The 16,725-nt window shown below is 70.1% G+C and carries 18 protein-coding genes; 7 read left to right on the forward strand and 11 right to left on the reverse strand.

The features are described 5' to 3' along the window. Positions 1–1,219: 1,219 nt before the first annotated feature. The 7 genes from lexA to CK240_RS05300 form a co-directional block, all read right to left on the reverse strand. Positions 1,220–1,930 carry a transcriptional repressor LexA gene (gene lexA, locus CK240_RS05270; RefSeq protein WP_095639300.1) on the reverse strand — a complete coding sequence of 237 codons (711 nt, stop codon included), beginning with the start codon at positions 1,928–1,930 and terminating at the stop codon, positions 1,220–1,222. Between the two features lie 99 nt (positions 1,931–2,029). Next, positions 2,030–3,217 (reverse strand): molybdopterin molybdotransferase MoeA, encoded by a 1,188-nt coding sequence (locus CK240_RS05275; RefSeq protein WP_095639301.1) that lies wholly within the window; start codon positions 3,215–3,217, stop codon positions 2,030–2,032. After that, positions 3,214–3,687, reverse strand: coding sequence for a cyclic pyranopterin monophosphate synthase MoaC (gene moaC, locus CK240_RS05280; protein WP_095639302.1), 474 nt, complete (start codon positions 3,685–3,687; stop codon positions 3,214–3,216). The genes CK240_RS05275 and moaC overlap by 4 nt, the downstream gene beginning before the upstream one ends. Further along, positions 3,684–4,472 carry an indole-3-glycerol phosphate synthase TrpC gene (gene trpC, locus CK240_RS05285; protein ID WP_095639303.1) on the reverse strand — a complete coding sequence of 263 codons (789 nt, stop codon included), beginning with the start codon at positions 4,470–4,472 and terminating at the stop codon, positions 3,684–3,686. Before trpC ends, moaC begins: the two co-directional genes overlap by 4 nt. Positions 4,473–4,595: 123 nt before the next feature. After that, a complete protein-coding gene (locus CK240_RS05290; RefSeq protein WP_095639503.1) occupies positions 4,596–5,249 on the reverse strand; it encodes a uracil-DNA glycosylase in 654 nt (217 codons plus the stop codon). A 48-nt stretch (positions 5,250–5,297) separates the two neighbouring features. Further along, positions 5,298–6,329 carry an anthranilate phosphoribosyltransferase gene (trpD, locus tag CK240_RS05295; RefSeq protein ID WP_095639304.1) on the reverse strand — a complete coding sequence of 344 codons (1,032 nt, stop codon included), beginning with the start codon at positions 6,327–6,329 and terminating at the stop codon, positions 5,298–5,300. Continuing rightward, positions 6,326–6,976 carry an anthranilate synthase component II gene (locus tag CK240_RS05300; RefSeq protein WP_095639305.1) on the reverse strand — a complete coding sequence of 217 codons (651 nt, stop codon included), beginning with the start codon at positions 6,974–6,976 and terminating at the stop codon, positions 6,326–6,328. Before CK240_RS05300 ends, trpD begins: the two co-directional genes overlap by 4 nt. Positions 6,977–7,156: 180 nt before the next feature. Here CK240_RS05300 and CK240_RS05305 point away from each other — a divergent pair, with 180 nt between their 5' ends. The 4 genes from CK240_RS05305 (at position 7,157) to trpE (ending at position 13,048) form a co-directional block, all read left to right on the forward strand. Beyond that, complete coding sequence (locus CK240_RS05305) at positions 7,157–8,410, forward strand: hypothetical protein (RefSeq protein ID WP_095639306.1); 1,254 nt, start codon at positions 7,157–7,159, stop codon at positions 8,408–8,410. Further along, on the forward strand, positions 8,407–9,585 hold the full coding sequence (locus CK240_RS05310) for an aminotransferase (protein ID WP_167649980.1): 1,179 nt from the start codon (positions 8,407–8,409) through the stop codon (positions 9,583–9,585). The genes CK240_RS05305 and CK240_RS05310 overlap by 4 nt, the downstream gene beginning before the upstream one ends. A 74-nt stretch (positions 9,586–9,659) precedes the next feature. After that, positions 9,660–11,546 carry a SurA N-terminal domain-containing protein gene (locus CK240_RS05315; RefSeq protein WP_240517297.1) on the forward strand — a complete coding sequence of 629 codons (1,887 nt, stop codon included), beginning with the start codon at positions 9,660–9,662 and terminating at the stop codon, positions 11,544–11,546. Next, the gene (gene trpE, locus CK240_RS05320; protein ID WP_095639308.1) at positions 11,546–13,048 is read left to right on the forward strand and encodes an anthranilate synthase component I; all 1,503 of its coding nucleotides are present in this window, start codon (positions 11,546–11,548) and stop codon (positions 13,046–13,048) included. Before CK240_RS05315 ends, trpE begins: the two co-directional genes overlap by 1 nt. Positions 13,049–13,220: 172 nt before the next feature. Here the strand turns inward: trpE and CK240_RS18615 are convergent, their stop codons facing one another. Next, positions 13,221–13,391 carry a hypothetical protein gene (locus tag CK240_RS18615; RefSeq protein ID WP_167649971.1) on the reverse strand — a complete coding sequence of 57 codons (171 nt, stop codon included), beginning with the start codon at positions 13,389–13,391 and terminating at the stop codon, positions 13,221–13,223. Between the two features lie 109 nt (positions 13,392–13,500). Between CK240_RS18615 and CK240_RS05325 the strand changes: the two genes are divergently transcribed. Continuing rightward, entirely contained in the window at positions 13,501–13,686 is a 186-nt protein-coding gene (locus CK240_RS05325) for a hypothetical protein (protein ID WP_095639309.1), read from the forward strand. An 18-nt stretch (positions 13,687–13,704) separates the two neighbouring features. Then, on the forward strand, positions 13,705–13,875 hold the full coding sequence (locus CK240_RS18620; RefSeq protein ID WP_167649972.1) for a hypothetical protein: 171 nt from the start codon (positions 13,705–13,707) through the stop codon (positions 13,873–13,875). Between the two features lie 39 nt (positions 13,876–13,914). On the opposite strand, the gene gpt is transcribed toward CK240_RS18620, so the two are convergent. From gpt to fabI, 3 genes are read right to left on the reverse strand one after another with little or no spacing between them, the layout of a single operon-like run. Beyond that, positions 13,915–14,439: a xanthine phosphoribosyltransferase gene (gpt, locus tag CK240_RS05330; RefSeq protein ID WP_095639310.1), complete on the reverse strand. Its 525-nt coding sequence runs from the start codon at positions 14,437–14,439 to the stop codon at positions 13,915–13,917. Between the two features lie 14 nt (positions 14,440–14,453). Beyond that, positions 14,454–15,065, reverse strand: coding sequence for a LysE family translocator (locus CK240_RS05335; protein ID WP_095639311.1), 612 nt, complete (start codon positions 15,063–15,065; stop codon positions 14,454–14,456). A gap of 10 nt (positions 15,066–15,075) precedes the next feature. Next, the gene (fabI, locus tag CK240_RS05340; protein WP_095639312.1) at positions 15,076–15,918 is read right to left on the reverse strand and encodes an enoyl-ACP reductase FabI; all 843 of its coding nucleotides are present in this window, start codon (positions 15,916–15,918) and stop codon (positions 15,076–15,078) included. Between the two features lie 62 nt (positions 15,919–15,980). Between fabI and pdxH the strand changes: the two genes are divergently transcribed. Then, positions 15,981–16,592, forward strand: a complete 612-nt coding sequence (pdxH, locus tag CK240_RS05345; RefSeq protein WP_095639313.1) for a pyridoxamine 5'-phosphate oxidase — start codon at positions 15,981–15,983, stop codon at positions 16,590–16,592. Positions 16,593–16,725 lie beyond the last annotated feature (133 nt).

Below are 16,725 nucleotides of genomic sequence, written 5' to 3' on the forward strand. Positions count from 1 at the left end.
GAAAGGGCAGGCTCCGCGCGCATGGAATCCGCGATGGCGGTTTCGAGGAGTTCTCGAACCGCGCGCCCTGGCTCGTCGGCGGTCGCTACTGCGTTTCCCAGATGGCGAAAGGCAGCGCGTCAGTCGCCAGTCTGCGCGTCGCCGTTCCACATCTGATCAGTGGCCTCGGATATCGCCGGGCGCGTTCTGGCAGCTTCCTGGGGCGCCGGAGAGTCCGGTACGATCACGACGCAGCCCCATGAAGACCGCTTGTCGCACCCGAGGCACCCCGCAGCCGGGCGACAGGTATGGGGAGGGCCTGACGCGATCCGACAGCGATGCGGCGTTGCCCGAACAGGCCTGAGCCGGTCAGCCGAATGGCACAAGCCCACGCGAGCAAGCACGACGTTTGAGCAACCCATGGGACCGCGCCGCCCATTTGGGAAACAGAGGTCGGTTTCCCTGCACAGCTTCCTTCGGCTGAGGGGTGGCTGCCAGAGCGATAGGGACAGGGGAGTACCCTGAACTGCAAATGTTCTCTTAAAGTTCTTTACAAGGTTGCCTTAAAATGAGAACAAAGCATCAACATCCACGGAGGCTCCCATGAAACGCATGTTTGATCTGCCTGATGTTCTAGTCGACATGATCGGCGTCGCGGCGATCTCGGTTGCAACGATTGCTGTACTGTGGTTGCCCGCGATCGCCTGACCCCAGCAGCATCGCCCTTGGGGCCGCCGCGAGGGTCCGGGCATGATCCCGCACGCCCTGCCGGGAGAAGCGAGGGTCGGCGGATAGTCCGGCAGCGCACGGGAAAGCGGCCGTGTCGCAAGAGGCCAGAAGCCGAGATGACCTGATCTGTTCAGCAGGTCCGAAAAAGCTCAGACCTGTTCGAACCGGGGTTAGATGAGGCCTGATCAGCGCTGTTCTTCGGGCGGACCGCCTCAACCTCATGTCACAACATGGTGGTGGCGGTGCCTGAACGCGCAGGAAGGCCTCGGCGAATGGTTGGGCTACCATTCGCCGAGATACGTCTCGCGAGCCGGATGTCGCAGCGCGTCCGTCTGTCCGCAGATGTTCAGCAGCGATCGGATGCCTCGCAAGGAAAGGACAGCAGCAGACTCCGCCTTCGGGCTTTACGCCGCGAGTTCCGTGCGCCCGTCCGTTGCGGGAAAGCGCCTTGTCTTCTTGCAGTAAGCCCTTCAGCCCGCCGTGCCCTCAGGCGAACGGGGGGACGATGGCCTCAGTAGCTGCGGATCAGCCCGACCAGGCGGCCCTGGATGCGGACCTTGTCCTCGGGCAGGACGCGCGTCTCATAGGCCGAGTTCGCGGCCTCCAGCGCGATCATGCCGCCCCGGCGGCGATAACGCTTCAGCGTGGCTTCGGCACCCTCGACCAGTGCGACGATGATGTCGCCGTTCTCGGCCGTGTCCTGTTCGCGGATCACCACCACGTCGCCGTCGTTGATCCCCGCTTCGATCATCGAGTCGCCCTTGACCTCGAGCGCATAGTGATGCTCGCGCCCCGACAGCATCGAGCCGGGCACCGCGATGTGGTGCGACACTTCCGAGATCGCCTCGATCGGGACACCAGCCGCGATGCGGCCCATCACCGGCAATTCGACCGCAGGGCTGTCGACGATCGGCATCGCGCCGCGCGGACGGGGGGCGGGCAGGGGGCGGTCGTTCGAGATCACGCGGGGGCGGAAGCCGCCTTCCTCGCCTTCGCCCCGCATCAGCGCATCGGGCAGGCGCAGGATTTCCAGGGCGCGGGCGCGATGGGGCAGGCGGCGGATGAAGCCCCGTTCCTCGAGCGCGGTCACGAGCCGGTGGATCCCCGACTTCGAACGCAGGTCCAGCGCCATCTTCATTTCGTCAAAGGACGGGGGAACGCCGTCACGCGCCATGCGGGCCTGGATGAACTCCAGCAACTGGATCTGTTTCTTGGTCAGCACGGCGTATCGTCCCCTCGAATGACGGGTCTAGTTCATTGATTGTTCTAGACACGTTCACCTTTCAGGTCAACGGCTAACCTGATTCGGGTGAAGATTCGGTTAACGGCTCAGGGGAATGTAGCATACCTGCGCGCCGATCTCGCGCGCGGGATCGCCCGCAGGCCGGACCAGCAGCGCATCCGCTTCGGCCATCAGCTTCAACCTGGCCGAGTCCTGGTCCTCGAACGGCTCGACGACCACTCCGCGCTCGCCTTCGCCAAGGCGCGCACGCAGGTAATGCTGCCGGTCGCCCTCGGGCGGCAGGCTGCGACCCAGGACGCCATGCCGCAACGGCGCGCCTGCCTCGGCCTGCCCCTGCATCCGCCGGATCAGCGGCTGCATGAACAGCAGCGCCGTCACGATGGCCGATACCGGGTTTCCGGGCAGACCCAGCAGGGCCGACGTGCCCAGCCGTCCCGCCATCAGCGGCTTTCCCGGCCGCATGGCGATGCGATGGAAGGCACGCTCCATTCCCAGCCCCTCGGCGACCCGACCGACCAGGTCGTGGTCGCCGACCGAGGCGCCACCGATGGTCACGATCAGGTCCGCGCCCCGCGCTTCCTCGAAGGCGGAACGCAGGCTCTCCTCGGTGTCGCGTGCCAGCGGCAGGATATGCGCCTCGGCCCCTGCGGCGCGGGCCAGTGCCGCGACCGCGATGTCGTTCGAGCTGATGATCTGGCCGGGTTCCGGAACCTCTCCCGGCCGCACCAGCTCATCCCCCCCGGCCAGCACGGCCACCCGCGGCGCCCGCGCGACGGTGACGCGGGGCACGTTCATTGCCGCCAGAAGCCCAAGGTCGACGGCCGAGAGCCTGCGTCCGGCGGGCAGCGTTTCGCCTTCGGCAAAGTCGTTGCCGCGCGGCCGGATATGGGTGCGGCCCGGCTTCCCCGTGATCGTGACCTGATCGCCGTCGCGCGCCGTGTCTTCCTGCATCACGACGCGGTCGGTGCCCGCCGGCACCGGGGCGCCGGTGAAGATGCGCAGCGCCTCGCCCGCGCCGAGGGTGCCCTGCCAGGGGCGACCAGCGGCGGACTCGCCCACGACGCGCAGGGGACCCGGCAGGTCCGCGCTGCGGACGGCATAGCCATCCATCGCTGCCGCGTCGAAGGGCGGCTGGGTGATCGCGGACACGGCGTCCAGCATCAGCACCCGGCCCAACGCGTCCTGGATATCCACGTCCTCGGGGCAGGGCGGGCGCGCAAGGGCCAGGACCAGTTCCAGCGCCTGATCGACGGACAGAAGGCTCACGGCGCGGCCTCGAAGCTGCCGGACTTGCCCCCTGTCTTCTTCAGCAGACGCACGCCCTCGATCCGCATGTCCTTCTGCGCGGCCTTGAGCATGTCATAGACGGTCAGCGCGGCGACGGTGGCGGCGGTCAGCGCCTCCATCTCAACGCCGGTGCGGCCGGTGGTCCGCGCCGTCGCGGTGATGCGCACGCCGGGCAGGGCAGCGTCCGCTTCAAGGTCCAGCGCCACCTTGTCCAGCGGCAGGGGGTGGCAGAGGGGGATCAGCTCGGCCGTCCGCTTGGCCCCCATGATCCCGGCCAACCGCGCCACGCCCAGCACGTCGCCCTTGGCCGCGCCACCCTGAGCCAGCGCCAGCGTTTCGGGGGACATGAGAACCAGCGCCTCGGCCACGGCCTCGCGCGCGGTGGGTTCCTTGCCGGAAACATCCACCATATGCGCCTGACCGGCGGCGTCGAAATGGGTCAGCGTCATGCGGCCCCCAGGATCTGACGGGTGGCCGCGGTGACATCCGCCTGCCGCATCAGGCTTTCGCCGATCAGGAAGCGGCGCACGCCTGCCTTCATCATCCGGCCGAGGTCGTCGGCGGTGAACAGCCCGCTTTCGCAGACCACCTCCCGCTCGGCCGGGATGCGCGGCGCGAGCTTCAGCGTCGTCTCAAGATCGACGTCGAAGGTCTTGAGATTGCGATTGTTGATGCCGATCAGGGGCGATCTCAGCCGCAGGGCGCGGTCGAGTTCCTCCGCGTCATGGACCTCGATCAGCGCATCCATGCCCCAGTGGCTCGCTGCATCCTCAAGCTCGGCGGCCAGCGTGTCGTCCACCGAGGCCATGATGATCAGGATGCAGTCCGCCCCCCAGGCACGCGCCTCGGCGACCTGGTAGGGGTCGTGCAGGAAGTCCTTGCGCAGCACCGGCAACTCGCAGGCCTCGCGCGCCGCCATCAGGAACTCGGGCGCGCCCTGGAAGGAGGGCGCATCGGTCAGCACCGACAGGCAGGCCGCGCCGCCCGCCTGATAGGCGCGGGCCAGCGCGGGCGGATCGAAGTCCGGCCGGATCAGGCCCTTCGAGGGGCTGGCCTTCTTGATCTCGGCAATCAGCGCCGGGCCGGTCGCGGCCTTGCCGGTCAGCGCGCGGGCAAAGCCCCGGACGGGCGGGGCGCTGCGCGCGGCGGCCTCGACGTCCGAAAGGGGCCGGGCGGCCTTGGCGGCGGCGATTTCCTCGAGCTTGTAGCTCTTGATGCGTTCCAGAATGTCCATGCGGGCAGTTAGCCCCTGACAGGCCATGGTGGCAACGGGCCAACCTCAGGGCCCGGGCAAATGGACGTTCTTCTTCAGGTGAAGGCCCTGCGGTGGTGCGAGGGGGCGCAATGCCCCCGCGGCTCAGGCCGTTTCGCCCGACCAGTCGATCTCGGGCTCGCCCCGGCCCGCCAGCCAGTCGTTCACCCGGCTGAAGGGCCGTGAGCCGAAGAACCCCCGCTTGGCCGACAGGGGCGAGGGATGGGCGCTCTGCACCACCAGGTCCCCGTCGCGGGGCAGTCCCTCCGCCACCTTCGCCGCATGGGCGCCCCAGAGGACGAAGGCCAGCGGACGGTGGCGCTGCGCCTCGGCGATCGCTTCGCGGGCGAGACGCTCCCACCCCCAGCGGGCGTGGGCGCCCGCCTGGCCGGGTTCCACGGACAGCGCGGTGTTCAGCAGCAGAACGCCCTGCCGGGCCCAGGGGGTGAGGTCGCCCGAGGCGGGGCGCGCGCCGGTGTCGGCCTGAAGTTCCTTGAAGATGTTGGCCAGCGACCGGGGCAGCGGCACGCCGGGGTTGACCGAGAAGGCGAGCCCGTTGGCATGGCCGGGCGTCGGATAGGGGTCCTGCCCCAGGATCACGACCCGGACCTCGGCCGGAGCCAGCGCCTCGAGCGCGGCGAAGACCCGGCCGGGACCGGGCAGCCAGTCGCGGTCCCGCAGGCGGTCGCGGATGGCGGGCCAGGCCTCGGCGAAGAAGGGCAGATGCGCCCAGGCTTGCGGAGGGACCGGCTCGGTCACGGCCAAAGCCTCCGGTGGGGATATCCGGGGACAGAAGAGGACATGCGGCTAGGGCGCCTCTGGCGCGCCGGTGACGGCGGCCAGCCGCGCGAGGCGTTGCTTCGCGGCGCCCGAGTCGATCGACTCGCGGGCGATCTCGACCCCTTCGCGCAGGTCGGCGGCACGACCCGCCACCACCAGCGCGCCCGCCGCGTTCAGCAGCACGGCGTCGCGATAGGCCCCCTGCACGCCGTCCAGCAGCGCGCGCAGGGCGGCGGCGTTCTGGGCAGGCTCGCCGCCCACGATCTCGTCAAAGGGATGGACCGGCAGGCCCGCGTCCTCGGGCGAGACCTCGAACTCGGTCACCTCGCCGTCCTTCAGTTGCGCCACGCGGCTGGGCTCGGCGATGGACAGCTCGTCCGTGCCGTCGCCCCCATGGACCAGCCAGGCCGAGGTGGACCCCAGTTCCCGCAGCGTTTCCGCCATCGGCCGCAGCCAGTCGGCGGAAAAGGCGCCCGTCAGCTGCGCCGTGACCCCCGCCGGGTTCGTCATCGGCCCCAGCAGGTTGAAGATCGTGCGCGTTCCCAGTTCGTGCCGCGCCGGGCCGACGTGGCGCATGGCGGGATGATAGGTCGGCGCCATCATGAAGCAGATGCCGCAGTCGTCCAGCGCGGCTTGCGCCAGCGCCGGGCCGCCCATCACGTCCAACCCCAGGTGCGTCAGCGCGTCGGCCGAGCCCGACTTCGACGACAGGTTGCGGTTGCCGTGCTTGGCGACCGGCACGCCCGCGCCCGCCACCACGAAGGCAGTCGCGGTCGAGATGTTCAGCGTGCCCTTGCCGTCCCCCCCGGTGCCCACGATGTCGATGGCCCCGTCCGGCGCGGTGATGCGGTTCATGCGGGCGCGCATGGCGCGGACGGCGGCGGCGATCTCGTCCACCGTCTCGCCGCGCACGCGCATGGCCATCAGCAGCCCGCCGATCTGCGCGGGCGTGGCCTTGCCGTCGAACAGCGCGCCGAATGCGGCCTCGGCCTCCTCGCCCGTCAGGGGGCGCGCGGCGGCAACGCCGATCAGCGGGCGGATGTCGGTGGCCGCGCTCATGCCGCCACCCCCGCCGCGTTCGAGCAGCGGCGCAGGAAGTTGCCGATCATCTCGTGCCCATGCTCGGACCGGATGCTTTCGGGGTGGAACTGCACGCCCTCGATGGGCAGGCTACGATGCGCCAGCCCCATGATCGTGCCGTCGCCAGCCGTGGCGGTCACGCGCAGGCAGTCGGGCAGGGTCTCGGGCTCGACCGTCAGCGAATGATAGCGCGTGGCCCGCAGGGGCGAGGGCAGGCCCGCGAAGACGCCGGTGGCGTCGTGGGCGATCTCGTCCGTCTTGCCGTGGACGATGCGGGCGGCGCGCACGACGCGACCGCCGAAGGCTTCGCCGATCGCCTGGTGGCCCAGGCACACGCCCATCAGCGGCACGCCCGCCTCTGCCGCGGCGCGGATCAGGGGCACGATGATCCCCGCCTGCGCCGGCGCGCAGGGGCCGGGCGAGACCAGGATGCCCGCGGGACGGCGGGCCAGCGCGTCATCCACCGTCAGGGCGTCGTTGCGGATCACCTCGACCTCGGCCCCGGCCTCGCCCAGGTAATGGACGAGGTTCCAGGTGAAGCTGTCGTAGTTGTCGATCATCAGGATCGAGGGCCGGGCGCCGGGGGACGGCGGAACATGGGGCCGGACAATAGCCGTGGGGGTCATCGGCGCCTCGCAGGAAGGGGGCAGGGACGGGATCGCCGGCCGCCGCCGGAAGGGGCTGGCCCGCCGGCGGCGGTAGGCTATAGATGCTCCCAAGCCGCGCGGAGGGTCAAGCCCGCCGGGTGCGCCGCGCGGTCACGAGGCCGCGCAACGGAACCACAGGGCAAGGCAGAGGGCAGGGCGATGGCGGGTTTCTGGACCGGGCTGGTTCACGGCACGCTGATGTGCGCGGCCACGCTGGCCGCGCTGTCGCTGGCCTTTCCGCGCGACGCCGGGGAAGATCGCGGCCCGGGTGCAGACGCTGCGCCCGCACCCGTGTCACCGGGGAAGCTGTCCGGCCCGGATGCGCGGGATCAGGCATCCTCGGCCATGGCCGGTCTTCCAGCTTCCGGCAGGGCAGCCGGCGTCGAGGCGGCTGACGCGCCGCCGCCCGCCGCCCCGAGCGGCATGACCGCCGCGCGTCCTGCACCGGACCTTCCGCGCGTTGGATCGGGCCCGGGGACGCAAGCTGCGGCAAGCGGCTCCTTGCCGGAAGGCGAGGGTGGCCCGCAGGATGCCCGCCCCGCGCTTGAGCCGCTGCCCGACCCCATCGGCTCGGACTTCCGGCGCGGCTCGGACGATCCGCCGCGCGCGCCTGACGCCTCGCCCGCGCCCGCGCAGGGCGCCGCGCCGCGCAGCCTGGCCGTGGGAACGGAAGCCGCCCCCCTGCCTGCCGCGATCCCGGCCGAAGGTCCGCGCGTCCTGATCGCGCCCGCCGCCCCTGCCGGGATCGGCCTTCCGGCAGAGCCCGAGCCGCTCGACCGGCCGCAGATGGAAGCTCCGGTCACGCCCGGCCAGCCCGGCCGCGTCGCCGGTGTGGCGCCCGACGCGCTGCCGCGGCCAAGCAGGCCCGAGCCCGCGCAACCCGCAGCGGCGGACGAGGCCCGGAACTCGACGGTCGCCCTTGCCTCACTGGATGCAGGCAATGCCTCGGCCTCCATGCCGACCGAAACCGCTCCTGCCGATTCCCCGGCCGCAGAGGACGGGGGTCCTGCTCCTGAAGCGCCGACTGAACCGGCGGAACGCCTGGCAGAGGACCCGGAGGGCACCGGGCCGCGCGGGACATCTGCCGGTCCCGTCCCCCTTGCGGCTGATCCGTCGCCCGCGACCGGGGCAACCGCGGCTGCACCCTTCGGCACCGAGGCGCCGCAACAGCCGTCGGGGGCGCAGGACGACCGCCCGGCCGTGATCGGCCAGCAGGCCGCCCTTGCGGCGGACCGAAGCGTTTCGTCCACGGCATCGGCGGACCGGGCCCCGCGTCCCGCGCCCGACCTCACGATCCCCCAGGCCTTTGCCCTTCCCCGGCCCTCGCGCGCGGCCCCGGCGCTTCCCCAGCCCGCCGCCGCGACGCCGCCCGCGCCCGACCTGTCCGACCTGAAACCCGGAGCCTCCCGCTGATGCTGCCCCTGAACCCCGACCTCGCCGCCACCTTCCGCCCCCCGGTGATGGAGGCGCGGCGCTGGCTTCAGGGGCTCGCCCCGAACCCGGACCGTCCGCTGATCAACGTCAGCCAGGCCGCCCCCGTCGATCCCCCGCCCGAGGGGCTGCGCCGCGCCATCGCCGAGGCCGCGCTGGACCGGCCCGAGGCGCATCTTTACGGCCCCGTGCTGGGCAACGGCGAACTGCGCGAGGCGGTCGCCGCCGAATGGAACCGCGCCTACGGGGCGAGCCTGACGGCCGGGAACGTCGCCATCACCCAGGGCTGCAACCAGGCCTTCTGCGCGGCCATCGCCTCGGTCGCGCGGGCGGGGGACGAGGTCATCATTCCCGTGCCGTGGTACTTCAATCACAAGATGTGGCTGGACATGCAGGGCATCGGGGCGGTGCCGCTGTCCTGCGGGCAGGGGATGGTGCCTGACCCGCAGGCCGCCGCCGCGCTGATCACGCCGCGCACCCGCGCGCTGGTGCTGGTCAGCCCCAACAACCCCTCGGGTGCGGAATACCCGGCCGAGGTGGTGCGCGGCTTCTTCGACCTCGCCCGCCAGCATGGACTGGCCCTGATCCTCGACGAAACCTACCGCGACTTCGATTCGCGGGACGGCGCGCCGCATGACCTGTTCGCGGACCCGGACTGGGGCGACACGCTGATCCAGCTTTACTCGTTCTCCAAGGCCTATCGCCTGACGGGCCACCGCGTCGGCGCGCTGGTGGCCGGGGTCGAGCGGCAGGTCGAGGTGGAAAAGGTGCTGGACACGCTGGCCATCTGCGCCTCGCAGCTTGGCCAGATCGGCGCCTTGTGGGGGATGGGCAACCTTGGCGACTGGCTTGCGGGCGAGCGGGCCGAGATCCTGCGCCGCCGGGAGGCCATGACCCGCGCCATGGCGGGGCTGGACGGCTGGCGGCTGAAGGGCTGCGGCGCCTATTTCGCCTGGGCGGAACATCCCTTTACGGAAAGCTCGGCCACGCTGGCGCCGCGCCTCGTGCGCGAGGCGGGCGTGCTTCTGCTGCCCGGCACCATGTTCATGCCCGAGGGTGACGCCGACGGCCCGCGCCATGTCCGCATCGCCTTCGCCAACGTGAACGGGGAGGGCATCGCCGCGCTGGCCGATCGCCTGGCCGCGCTGCGCCCCTGACGATCGCCTTGCCGGATGGCAGGCCCGGCCCTAAACACGCCGGGCCGAAACTGCACCAGACAAAGGAACAGCCGATGACCAGCTTGCGGACCAAGGGCAAATCCACTGTGGTCTGGCTGCTGATGGGGATGGTGCTGCTGGGACTCGGCGGCTTCGGGATCACCAACTTCTCGGGCACCAGCACCGCCGCGATCGGTGCCGTGGGCGACACCGAGATCACGGCCGACGACTATCTGCGGGGCATCCGCTCGGAGATGCAGGGCTTCGCCGCGCAGACCGGCCAGAACCTGACGCCCGAGCAGGCCCGGACCTTCGGCATCCCGCAGACGGTGCAGGCCCGCCTGTTCACCGCCGCCGCGCTGGAAGAGGAGGCCCGCCGCATCGGCCTGTCCGTGGGCGACGAGACGGTGCTGCGCGACCTGACCGCCGCCCCGGGCTTCCAGACCACGGGCAGCGAGTTCGACCCCGTCCGCTACCAGGAGGTGCTGCGCCAGGAGGGCCTGCGCCCGGCCGAGTTCGAGGAAGACGTCCGCATGGACGCCGCCCGCCTGATCCTGCAGCGCGCGGTGATCGGCGGCGTGACCGTGCCGCCGACGCTGCGCGAGGGCACGGCCGCCTGGATTCTGGAAAAGCGCGATTTTTCCTGGGACGAGCTGACGGCCGAGGATCTGGCCGCGCCGGTCGCCGCCCCGGACGACGAGACGCTGACCGCCTGGCACAAGGCCAATGCCGACCGCTTCACTTCGCCCGAGGTGCGGCGGATCACCTATGCCTGGCTGACGCCCGAGATGCTGGCCGACACGGTGCAACTGGACGAAGCCGCGCTGCGCGACCTGTATCAAGGCCGCATCGGTGAATTCCAGCAGCCCGAGCGCCGGATGGTCGAGCGGCTGGTTTACGAAAGCGAGGAGGCCGTCGCCGCCGCAAAGGCGAGGCTGGACGCCGGACAGGCCACCTTTGAACAGCTGGCCGCCGAGCGGGGCCTGACGCTGTCGGACATCGACCTGGGCGAGGTGTCCGAGGCCGACCTGGGCGCGGCGGGGTCCGCCGTCTTCGCGCTGGCGCAGCCGGGCGTCGTGGGTCCGGTCCAGACCGACCTGGGTCCGGCGCTGATGTCCATGAACGCCATCCTGGAACCCGTGAACATCCCCTTCGAGCAGGCGGTCGTGGACCTGCGCGCCGAAGCCGCAGCCGACCGTGCCCGCCGGGTGATCGAGGAGCAGGCCGCGGACCTTGAAGACCGCATCGCCGGCGGCGCCACGCTGGAAGACCTGGCCGAGGCCACCGACATGGAACTGGGCAGCATCGATTTTTCCGCCGAAACGCCCTCGGAAGGCATCGCCGCCTACCAGAGCTTCCGCGAGCGTGCCCGCGCGGTGACGCCCACCGACTTCCCGCAGATCTTCCAGCTTGACGATGGTGGCGTCTTCGCCCTGCGGCTGGACGAGGTCGTGGCCCCCGCGCTGATCCCCTTCGAGGAGGTCCGCGACGAGGTGCTGGCCGACTGGACCGCCGCCGAGACCCGGCGCGAGCTGAAGGCCCGCGCCGAGGAACGCAAGCTGCTGGTGGAATCCGCCGCAAGCGGTGATCTTCCTCCGCCCGCCGAGGGCACCGCGCCCGCGCCCGCCGCGGCCTTCCGGACCGCCACGGACGTGGAGCGCGACACGGGAATCGAGGGCGTGCCGCAGGCCGTGGTCGCCCAAGGCTTCCGCCTGGCCGAGCCGGGCGAGGTCTCGGTGGTCGAGGCCGAGGGCCGCGTCTTCCTGATCCGGCTGGACGGGATCAAACCCGCCGATCTTTCGGCCGAGGAGGCCGCGCCGGTCGTCAACGGCGTGGACCAGCGCCTGACCGAGTCGCTGCAGTCCGACCTGTTCCAGGCCTATGCCCGCGCGCTGCAGGCCCAGCACGGGATCACCCTGAACGACGGGGCGCTGGCCGCCGCCGACGCGCGGATCCAGTGATGGACCTGACGCCCGACTTCCCCGCCTTCGAGCGCGCCTGGGCCGAGGGCCGCAACCAGCTTGTGACCATCCGGCTGGCGGCCGACCTCGACACGCCGGTCAGCCTGATGCTGAAGCTGGCCGAGGCCGCGCCCCTGTCCTTCATGCTGGAAAGCGTGACGGGCGGAGAGGTGCGGGGCCGCTATTCCATTGTCGGCATGAAACCCGACCTGATCTGGGAATGCCGGGGGACAAAGGCCCGCATCAACCGGCAGGCCCGCTATTCCGACAGCTTCGAGGACGACCCGCGCCCGCCGCTGGAAAGTCTGCGCGCGCTGATCGCCGAAAGCCGGATCGAGATGCCCGAAGGCGTGCCCGCCAGCGGGGCGGGCCTTTTCGGCTATCTCGGCTATGACATGATCCGGCTGGTCGAGCACCTGCCGCACGTCAACCCGGACCCCATCGGCGTTCCCGACGCCATGCTGATGCGCCCGTCGGTCGTGGCGGTGCTGGACGGGGTCAAGGGCGAGGTGCTGCTTTGCGCCCCGGCCTGGCACGACGCGGGCGTCCCCGCGCGCGCCGCCTATGCGCAGGCCGCCGAGCGGGTGATGGAGGCGCTGCGCTCGCTCGACCGCCAGCCCGCCGAACCCCGCGCGCTGGGCCAGACCGGCGCCATCGGCGAGCCCCGGTCGAACTTCACGCGCGAGGGCTATGTCGCGGCCGTTGAAAAGGCCAAGGACTACATCCGCGCGGGCGACATCTTCCAATGCGTGCCCTCGCAGCGCTGGGCGATCGACTTCCCGCTGCCGTCCTTTGCGCTGTATCGCAGCCTGCGGCGGACGAACCCTTCGCCCTTCATGTTCTTCCTCAACATGGGGGGCTTCCAGATCGTGGGCGCCTCGCCCGAGATCCTTGTCCGCGTGCGCGACGGCGAGGTCACGATCCGCCCCATCGCGGGCACGCGCCCGCGTGGCGCGACACCCGACGAGGACCGCGCCAACGAGGCGAGCCTGCTGGCCGACGAAAAGGAACTGGCCGAGCACCTGATGCTGCTGGACCTCGGCCGCAACGACGTGGGGCGAGTGGCGAAGGTCGGCACTGTCCACCCGACCGAGGAATTCATCATCGAGCGCTATTCCCACGTCATGCACATCGTCTCGAACGTCGTGGGCGAGCTGCGCGAGGATGAGGACGCACTGTCCGCCCTGCTGGCCGGTCTGCCTGCAGGCACCGTCAGCGGCGCGCCCAAGGTCCGCGCGATGGAGATCATCGACGAGCTGGAGCCCGAGAAGCGCGGCATCTACGGCGGCGCCATCGGTTACTTCGCGGCCAACGGCGAGATGGACATGTGCATCGCCCTGCGCACCGGAGTGGTCAAGGACGGCACGCTCTACGTCCAGTCGGGCGGCGGGGTCGTCTATGACAGCGACCCCGAGGCCGAGTTCATGGAATGCGTCCACAAGTCGCGCGCCATGGTCCGCGCGGCCGAGGGCGCGGGGCGCTTCGTCCGCGGGAATGGATAGCACGGCGTCGGGACAGGCCGCCGGACCGGGACCGGGGCTCCGGAATATCTGAACAAAGAAAAACGGGCCTGCCGCTTCGGCAGCGGGGCCGTTTGCGGCAAGAAGAAGCCCGCCGCTCCGGATTGCCGGGGCGGCGGCGATGTCATTCCGGTCTGCGCTTCCGCCCTGACGGTCAGCCTGCGCGGACGGTCCCGGTGATGTCCGCCTTCTGCGGAGATGCCGCGTCCTCATGCTCGCGGCGGATGCGCTGGGCTCCCTCGACCCGCATCCGGGCCTTCATCAGGCCGGCTTCCTCCTCGTCGGTGTCCAGCGCCAGTTCGTAGCGGCGGATTTCCTTTGCCATGCCTTCCTCCCCTGCATGGTGGATCAGACAAACGTCTGAGGCGTTTCGCGGTTCCGGGGAACCACCCCCACGTTGTGCCGGTTCTGTACGCATGACAACGGAGACGATCATGCCCGATCCCGAAAATCCGACCGAGCCGCACAACGCGCTCAGCGATGTCAAGCGGGGCGAATCCGCCGACGTGCCCGCCCCGTCGCTGCAGAACGAATACACGGGCGAGGCCGTCCGCGACGGCATCCCCGCGAACGGCACCCAGCCGACCGAAGCACGTGGCCCCGACGACATCGGCGCCTGAACCGAGAAGGAGAGTGACATGGGCAACCTCGACGCCGAGAACGTCCGCTACCAGCGCACCGAGGACGTGAGCCGGGACAATGCCGAGCGCATGAAGCGCCAGCAGACCGAGCAGGAGGCCGCCATCCGCGACCCGCAGGCGAAAGAGGGCAACGTGCCCCCCGCCGACAGCGGCAAGGCCGCGGGCTGAGGCAGGCGAAGAAGGCCGGGGAACCCCCCGGCCTTTTGCTCAGTCGGTGCCGCGATAGGGCTCGACATATTGCAGCGCCAGGTCCCAGGGGAAGAAGATCCAGGTGTCCTGGCTGACCTCGGTGATGTAGGTCTGGACCATCGGCTGGCCCTTGGGCTTGGCATAGACGGTGGCGAAATGCGCCTTGGGATACATCTGGCGCACCAGTTCCAGCGTGCGGCCGCTGTCCACGAGATCGTCCACGACCAGCACGCCCTCGCCGTCGCCCATCATCGCGGGGTCGGGGGCCTTCAGGACCTGAAGCTCGCCCTGCTCGCCCTTGCGGTAGGATTTCACGCTGATGGTGTCGATGGTGCGGATGTCGAGTTCCCGCGCGACGATCATCGCGGGGACCATGCCGCCGCGGGTGATCGCCACCACCGCGCGCCAGTCGCCGCCGCCCAGCGGGGCCTTGTCCTGCAACCGCCAGGCCAGCGCCCGCGCATCGCGGTGCATCTGGTCCCAGCTGACATGAAAGCCGCGTTCATGCGGCAGGCGATCCGGTCGGCCCTCGGGGCGGGACATGGGCGAACTCCTTTTCAGTGGCGGAGGATCAGCGTCAGGCCAAGCGCTCCGATCAGGGTGCCGGCGATGCGGTCGATCGCCGTCTTGGCGGCACGATAGCCGCGCCGCATGGGATTGGTCGCCATCAGAACCGTCACGGCGGCGTAAAAGCAGACCTCGACGGACAGCGCCACCAGATAAATGACGGCCGCGCCCGCCGTCGAAAGGGCAGGGAAGATCGTCATGATGACGCCCGCGTAGAACAGCGCGGGCTTGGGGTTCGACAGGTTCAGCGCCAGCCCCTGCCGGAAGCCGGGGCCGGCGACCGACTCGCCCTCCATCGACAGCGGGTCGGCGGCGTGGCGCCACATCTGGAAGGCCACCCAGATCAGATAGGCGCCGCCGAGGAAGCGCAGCACCGCATAGGATTGCGGCACGATCCGGAACAGCACCGTCAGGCCGAACAGCGCGAACAGGCACCAGAAGGATGCGCCGATCGCCAGCCCCATCGCATAGGGCATGGACGCCTGCCGGCCGCGCGCGGCGGCCGAGCGGCTGGCCGCGATGATCGCGGGGCCGGGCGACAGGATCGCCACACCCAGCGTCGTGACGAACAGTCCCAGCGCGGGCAGGGTGATCGCACTCATCGGCGCCCCGTCATTCCGCGGCCTTTCGCCCCGTCACGGCGTCGATGTCGGGCGCGTCCACCGCCTTCATGCCGACGACGTGATAGCCCGCGTCGACGTGATGCGTTTCGCCGGTGACGCCCGACCCGAGGTCCGACAGCAGGTACAGCGCCGACTTGCCCACGTCCTCGGTGGTGACGTTCCGGCGCAGGGGCGAGTTGAGCTCGTTCCACTTGAGGATGTAGCGGAAGTCCCCGATCCCCGAGGCCGCCAGCGTCTTGATCGGACCCGCCGAGATCGCGTTCACGCGGATGCCGTCCTTGCCCAGGTCCTCGGCCAGGTAGCGGACCGACGCCTCGAGCGCCGCCTTGGCCACGCCCATGACGTTGTAATGCGGCATCACCCGCTCGGCCCCGTAATAGGTCATCGTCAGGACCGATCCGCCGCGCGGCATCATCGCCACCGCGCGCTGCGTCACGGCCGTGAAGGAATAGACCGAAATGTCCATCGTCATCAGGAAGTTGTCGCGCGTGGTGTCCACATACCGGCCGCGCAGTTCCTCCTTGTCGGAAAAGCCGATGGCGTGGACAAGGAAGTCCATCTGCCCCCAGCGGTCCTTCAGCGAGGCGAACAGCGCGTCGACGGACTCCATGTCGGCCACGTCGCAGGGCAGCACGATGTCGGACCCCAGCTGCCTAGCCAGCGGCTCGACCCGCTTCTTCAGCGCCTCGCCCTGATAGGAAAAGGCGAGTTCCGCCCCGTGCTCGGCCAGCGCGCGGGCGATGCCCCACGCGATCGACTTGTCGTTGGCCAGCCCCATGATGAGGCCGCGCTTTCCCGCCATCAGACCCGCTGCCGGGGCTTCGCTTGACATGGGTCGTCCCTCGCGTTTTCAACCTTTGGTGAGGATTAGGGCAAAGCCAGAGGGGCATCAAGATGAGCGACCGCACCGGCATCTTCGAAGGCGACGACCCCTTTGCCATCGCCCGGCGGTGGCTGGAGGAGGCGAGCCGGACCGAGCCCAACGACCCCAACGCCATGGCGCTGGCGACCGTGGATGCCGAAGGGCTGCCCGATGTCCGCATGGTGCTGCTGAAGGAGATCGAGCCGGGCCCCGACGGCGCCTTCGTCTTCTACACGAACTACGACAGCGCCAAGGGCGTCCAGATCGCCGAGACCGGCAAGGCGGCCTTTGTCCTTCACTGGAAGTCGCTGCGCCGCCAGTTGCGCGTGCGCGGCACGGTCACGCGCGAAGAGGGGGCCAAGGCCGACGCCTATTACGCCAGCCGGGCGCTGGAATCCCGCATCGGCGCCTGGTCCAGCCGGCAGAGCCAGCCGCTGGAAAGCCGGGGCGCACTGATGGCCGAGGTCGCGCGCCAGGGCCTTCGCCACGGGCTGAACCCCGCCCGCCCGCTCTTCTGGGGCGGTTTCCGCATCGCGCCCGTGCAGATCGAGTTCTGGGCCGATGGCGCATTCCGCCTGCATGATCGATTCCGTTGGACCCTGACCGCGGAGCGGCGTTGGGATGTTGTCCGCCTGCAACCATAAGGCGGGATTTCTTTGAAACAGTTTGTAAAGATTCTGCCGAACTGGTGCCTGAGTAGGGGTTTCCTCTCGGTCTGGTTGTGCTACGTTGACCACTGCGTTCGCTTCGCGGCGCCAATCTGCAATTTGGACGTGA

The sequence above is a fragment of the Paracoccus salipaludis genome (assembly GCF_002287065.1).
In the GTDB taxonomy this organism is placed as follows: Bacteria; Pseudomonadota; Alphaproteobacteria; order Rhodobacterales; family Rhodobacteraceae; genus Paracoccus; species Paracoccus salipaludis.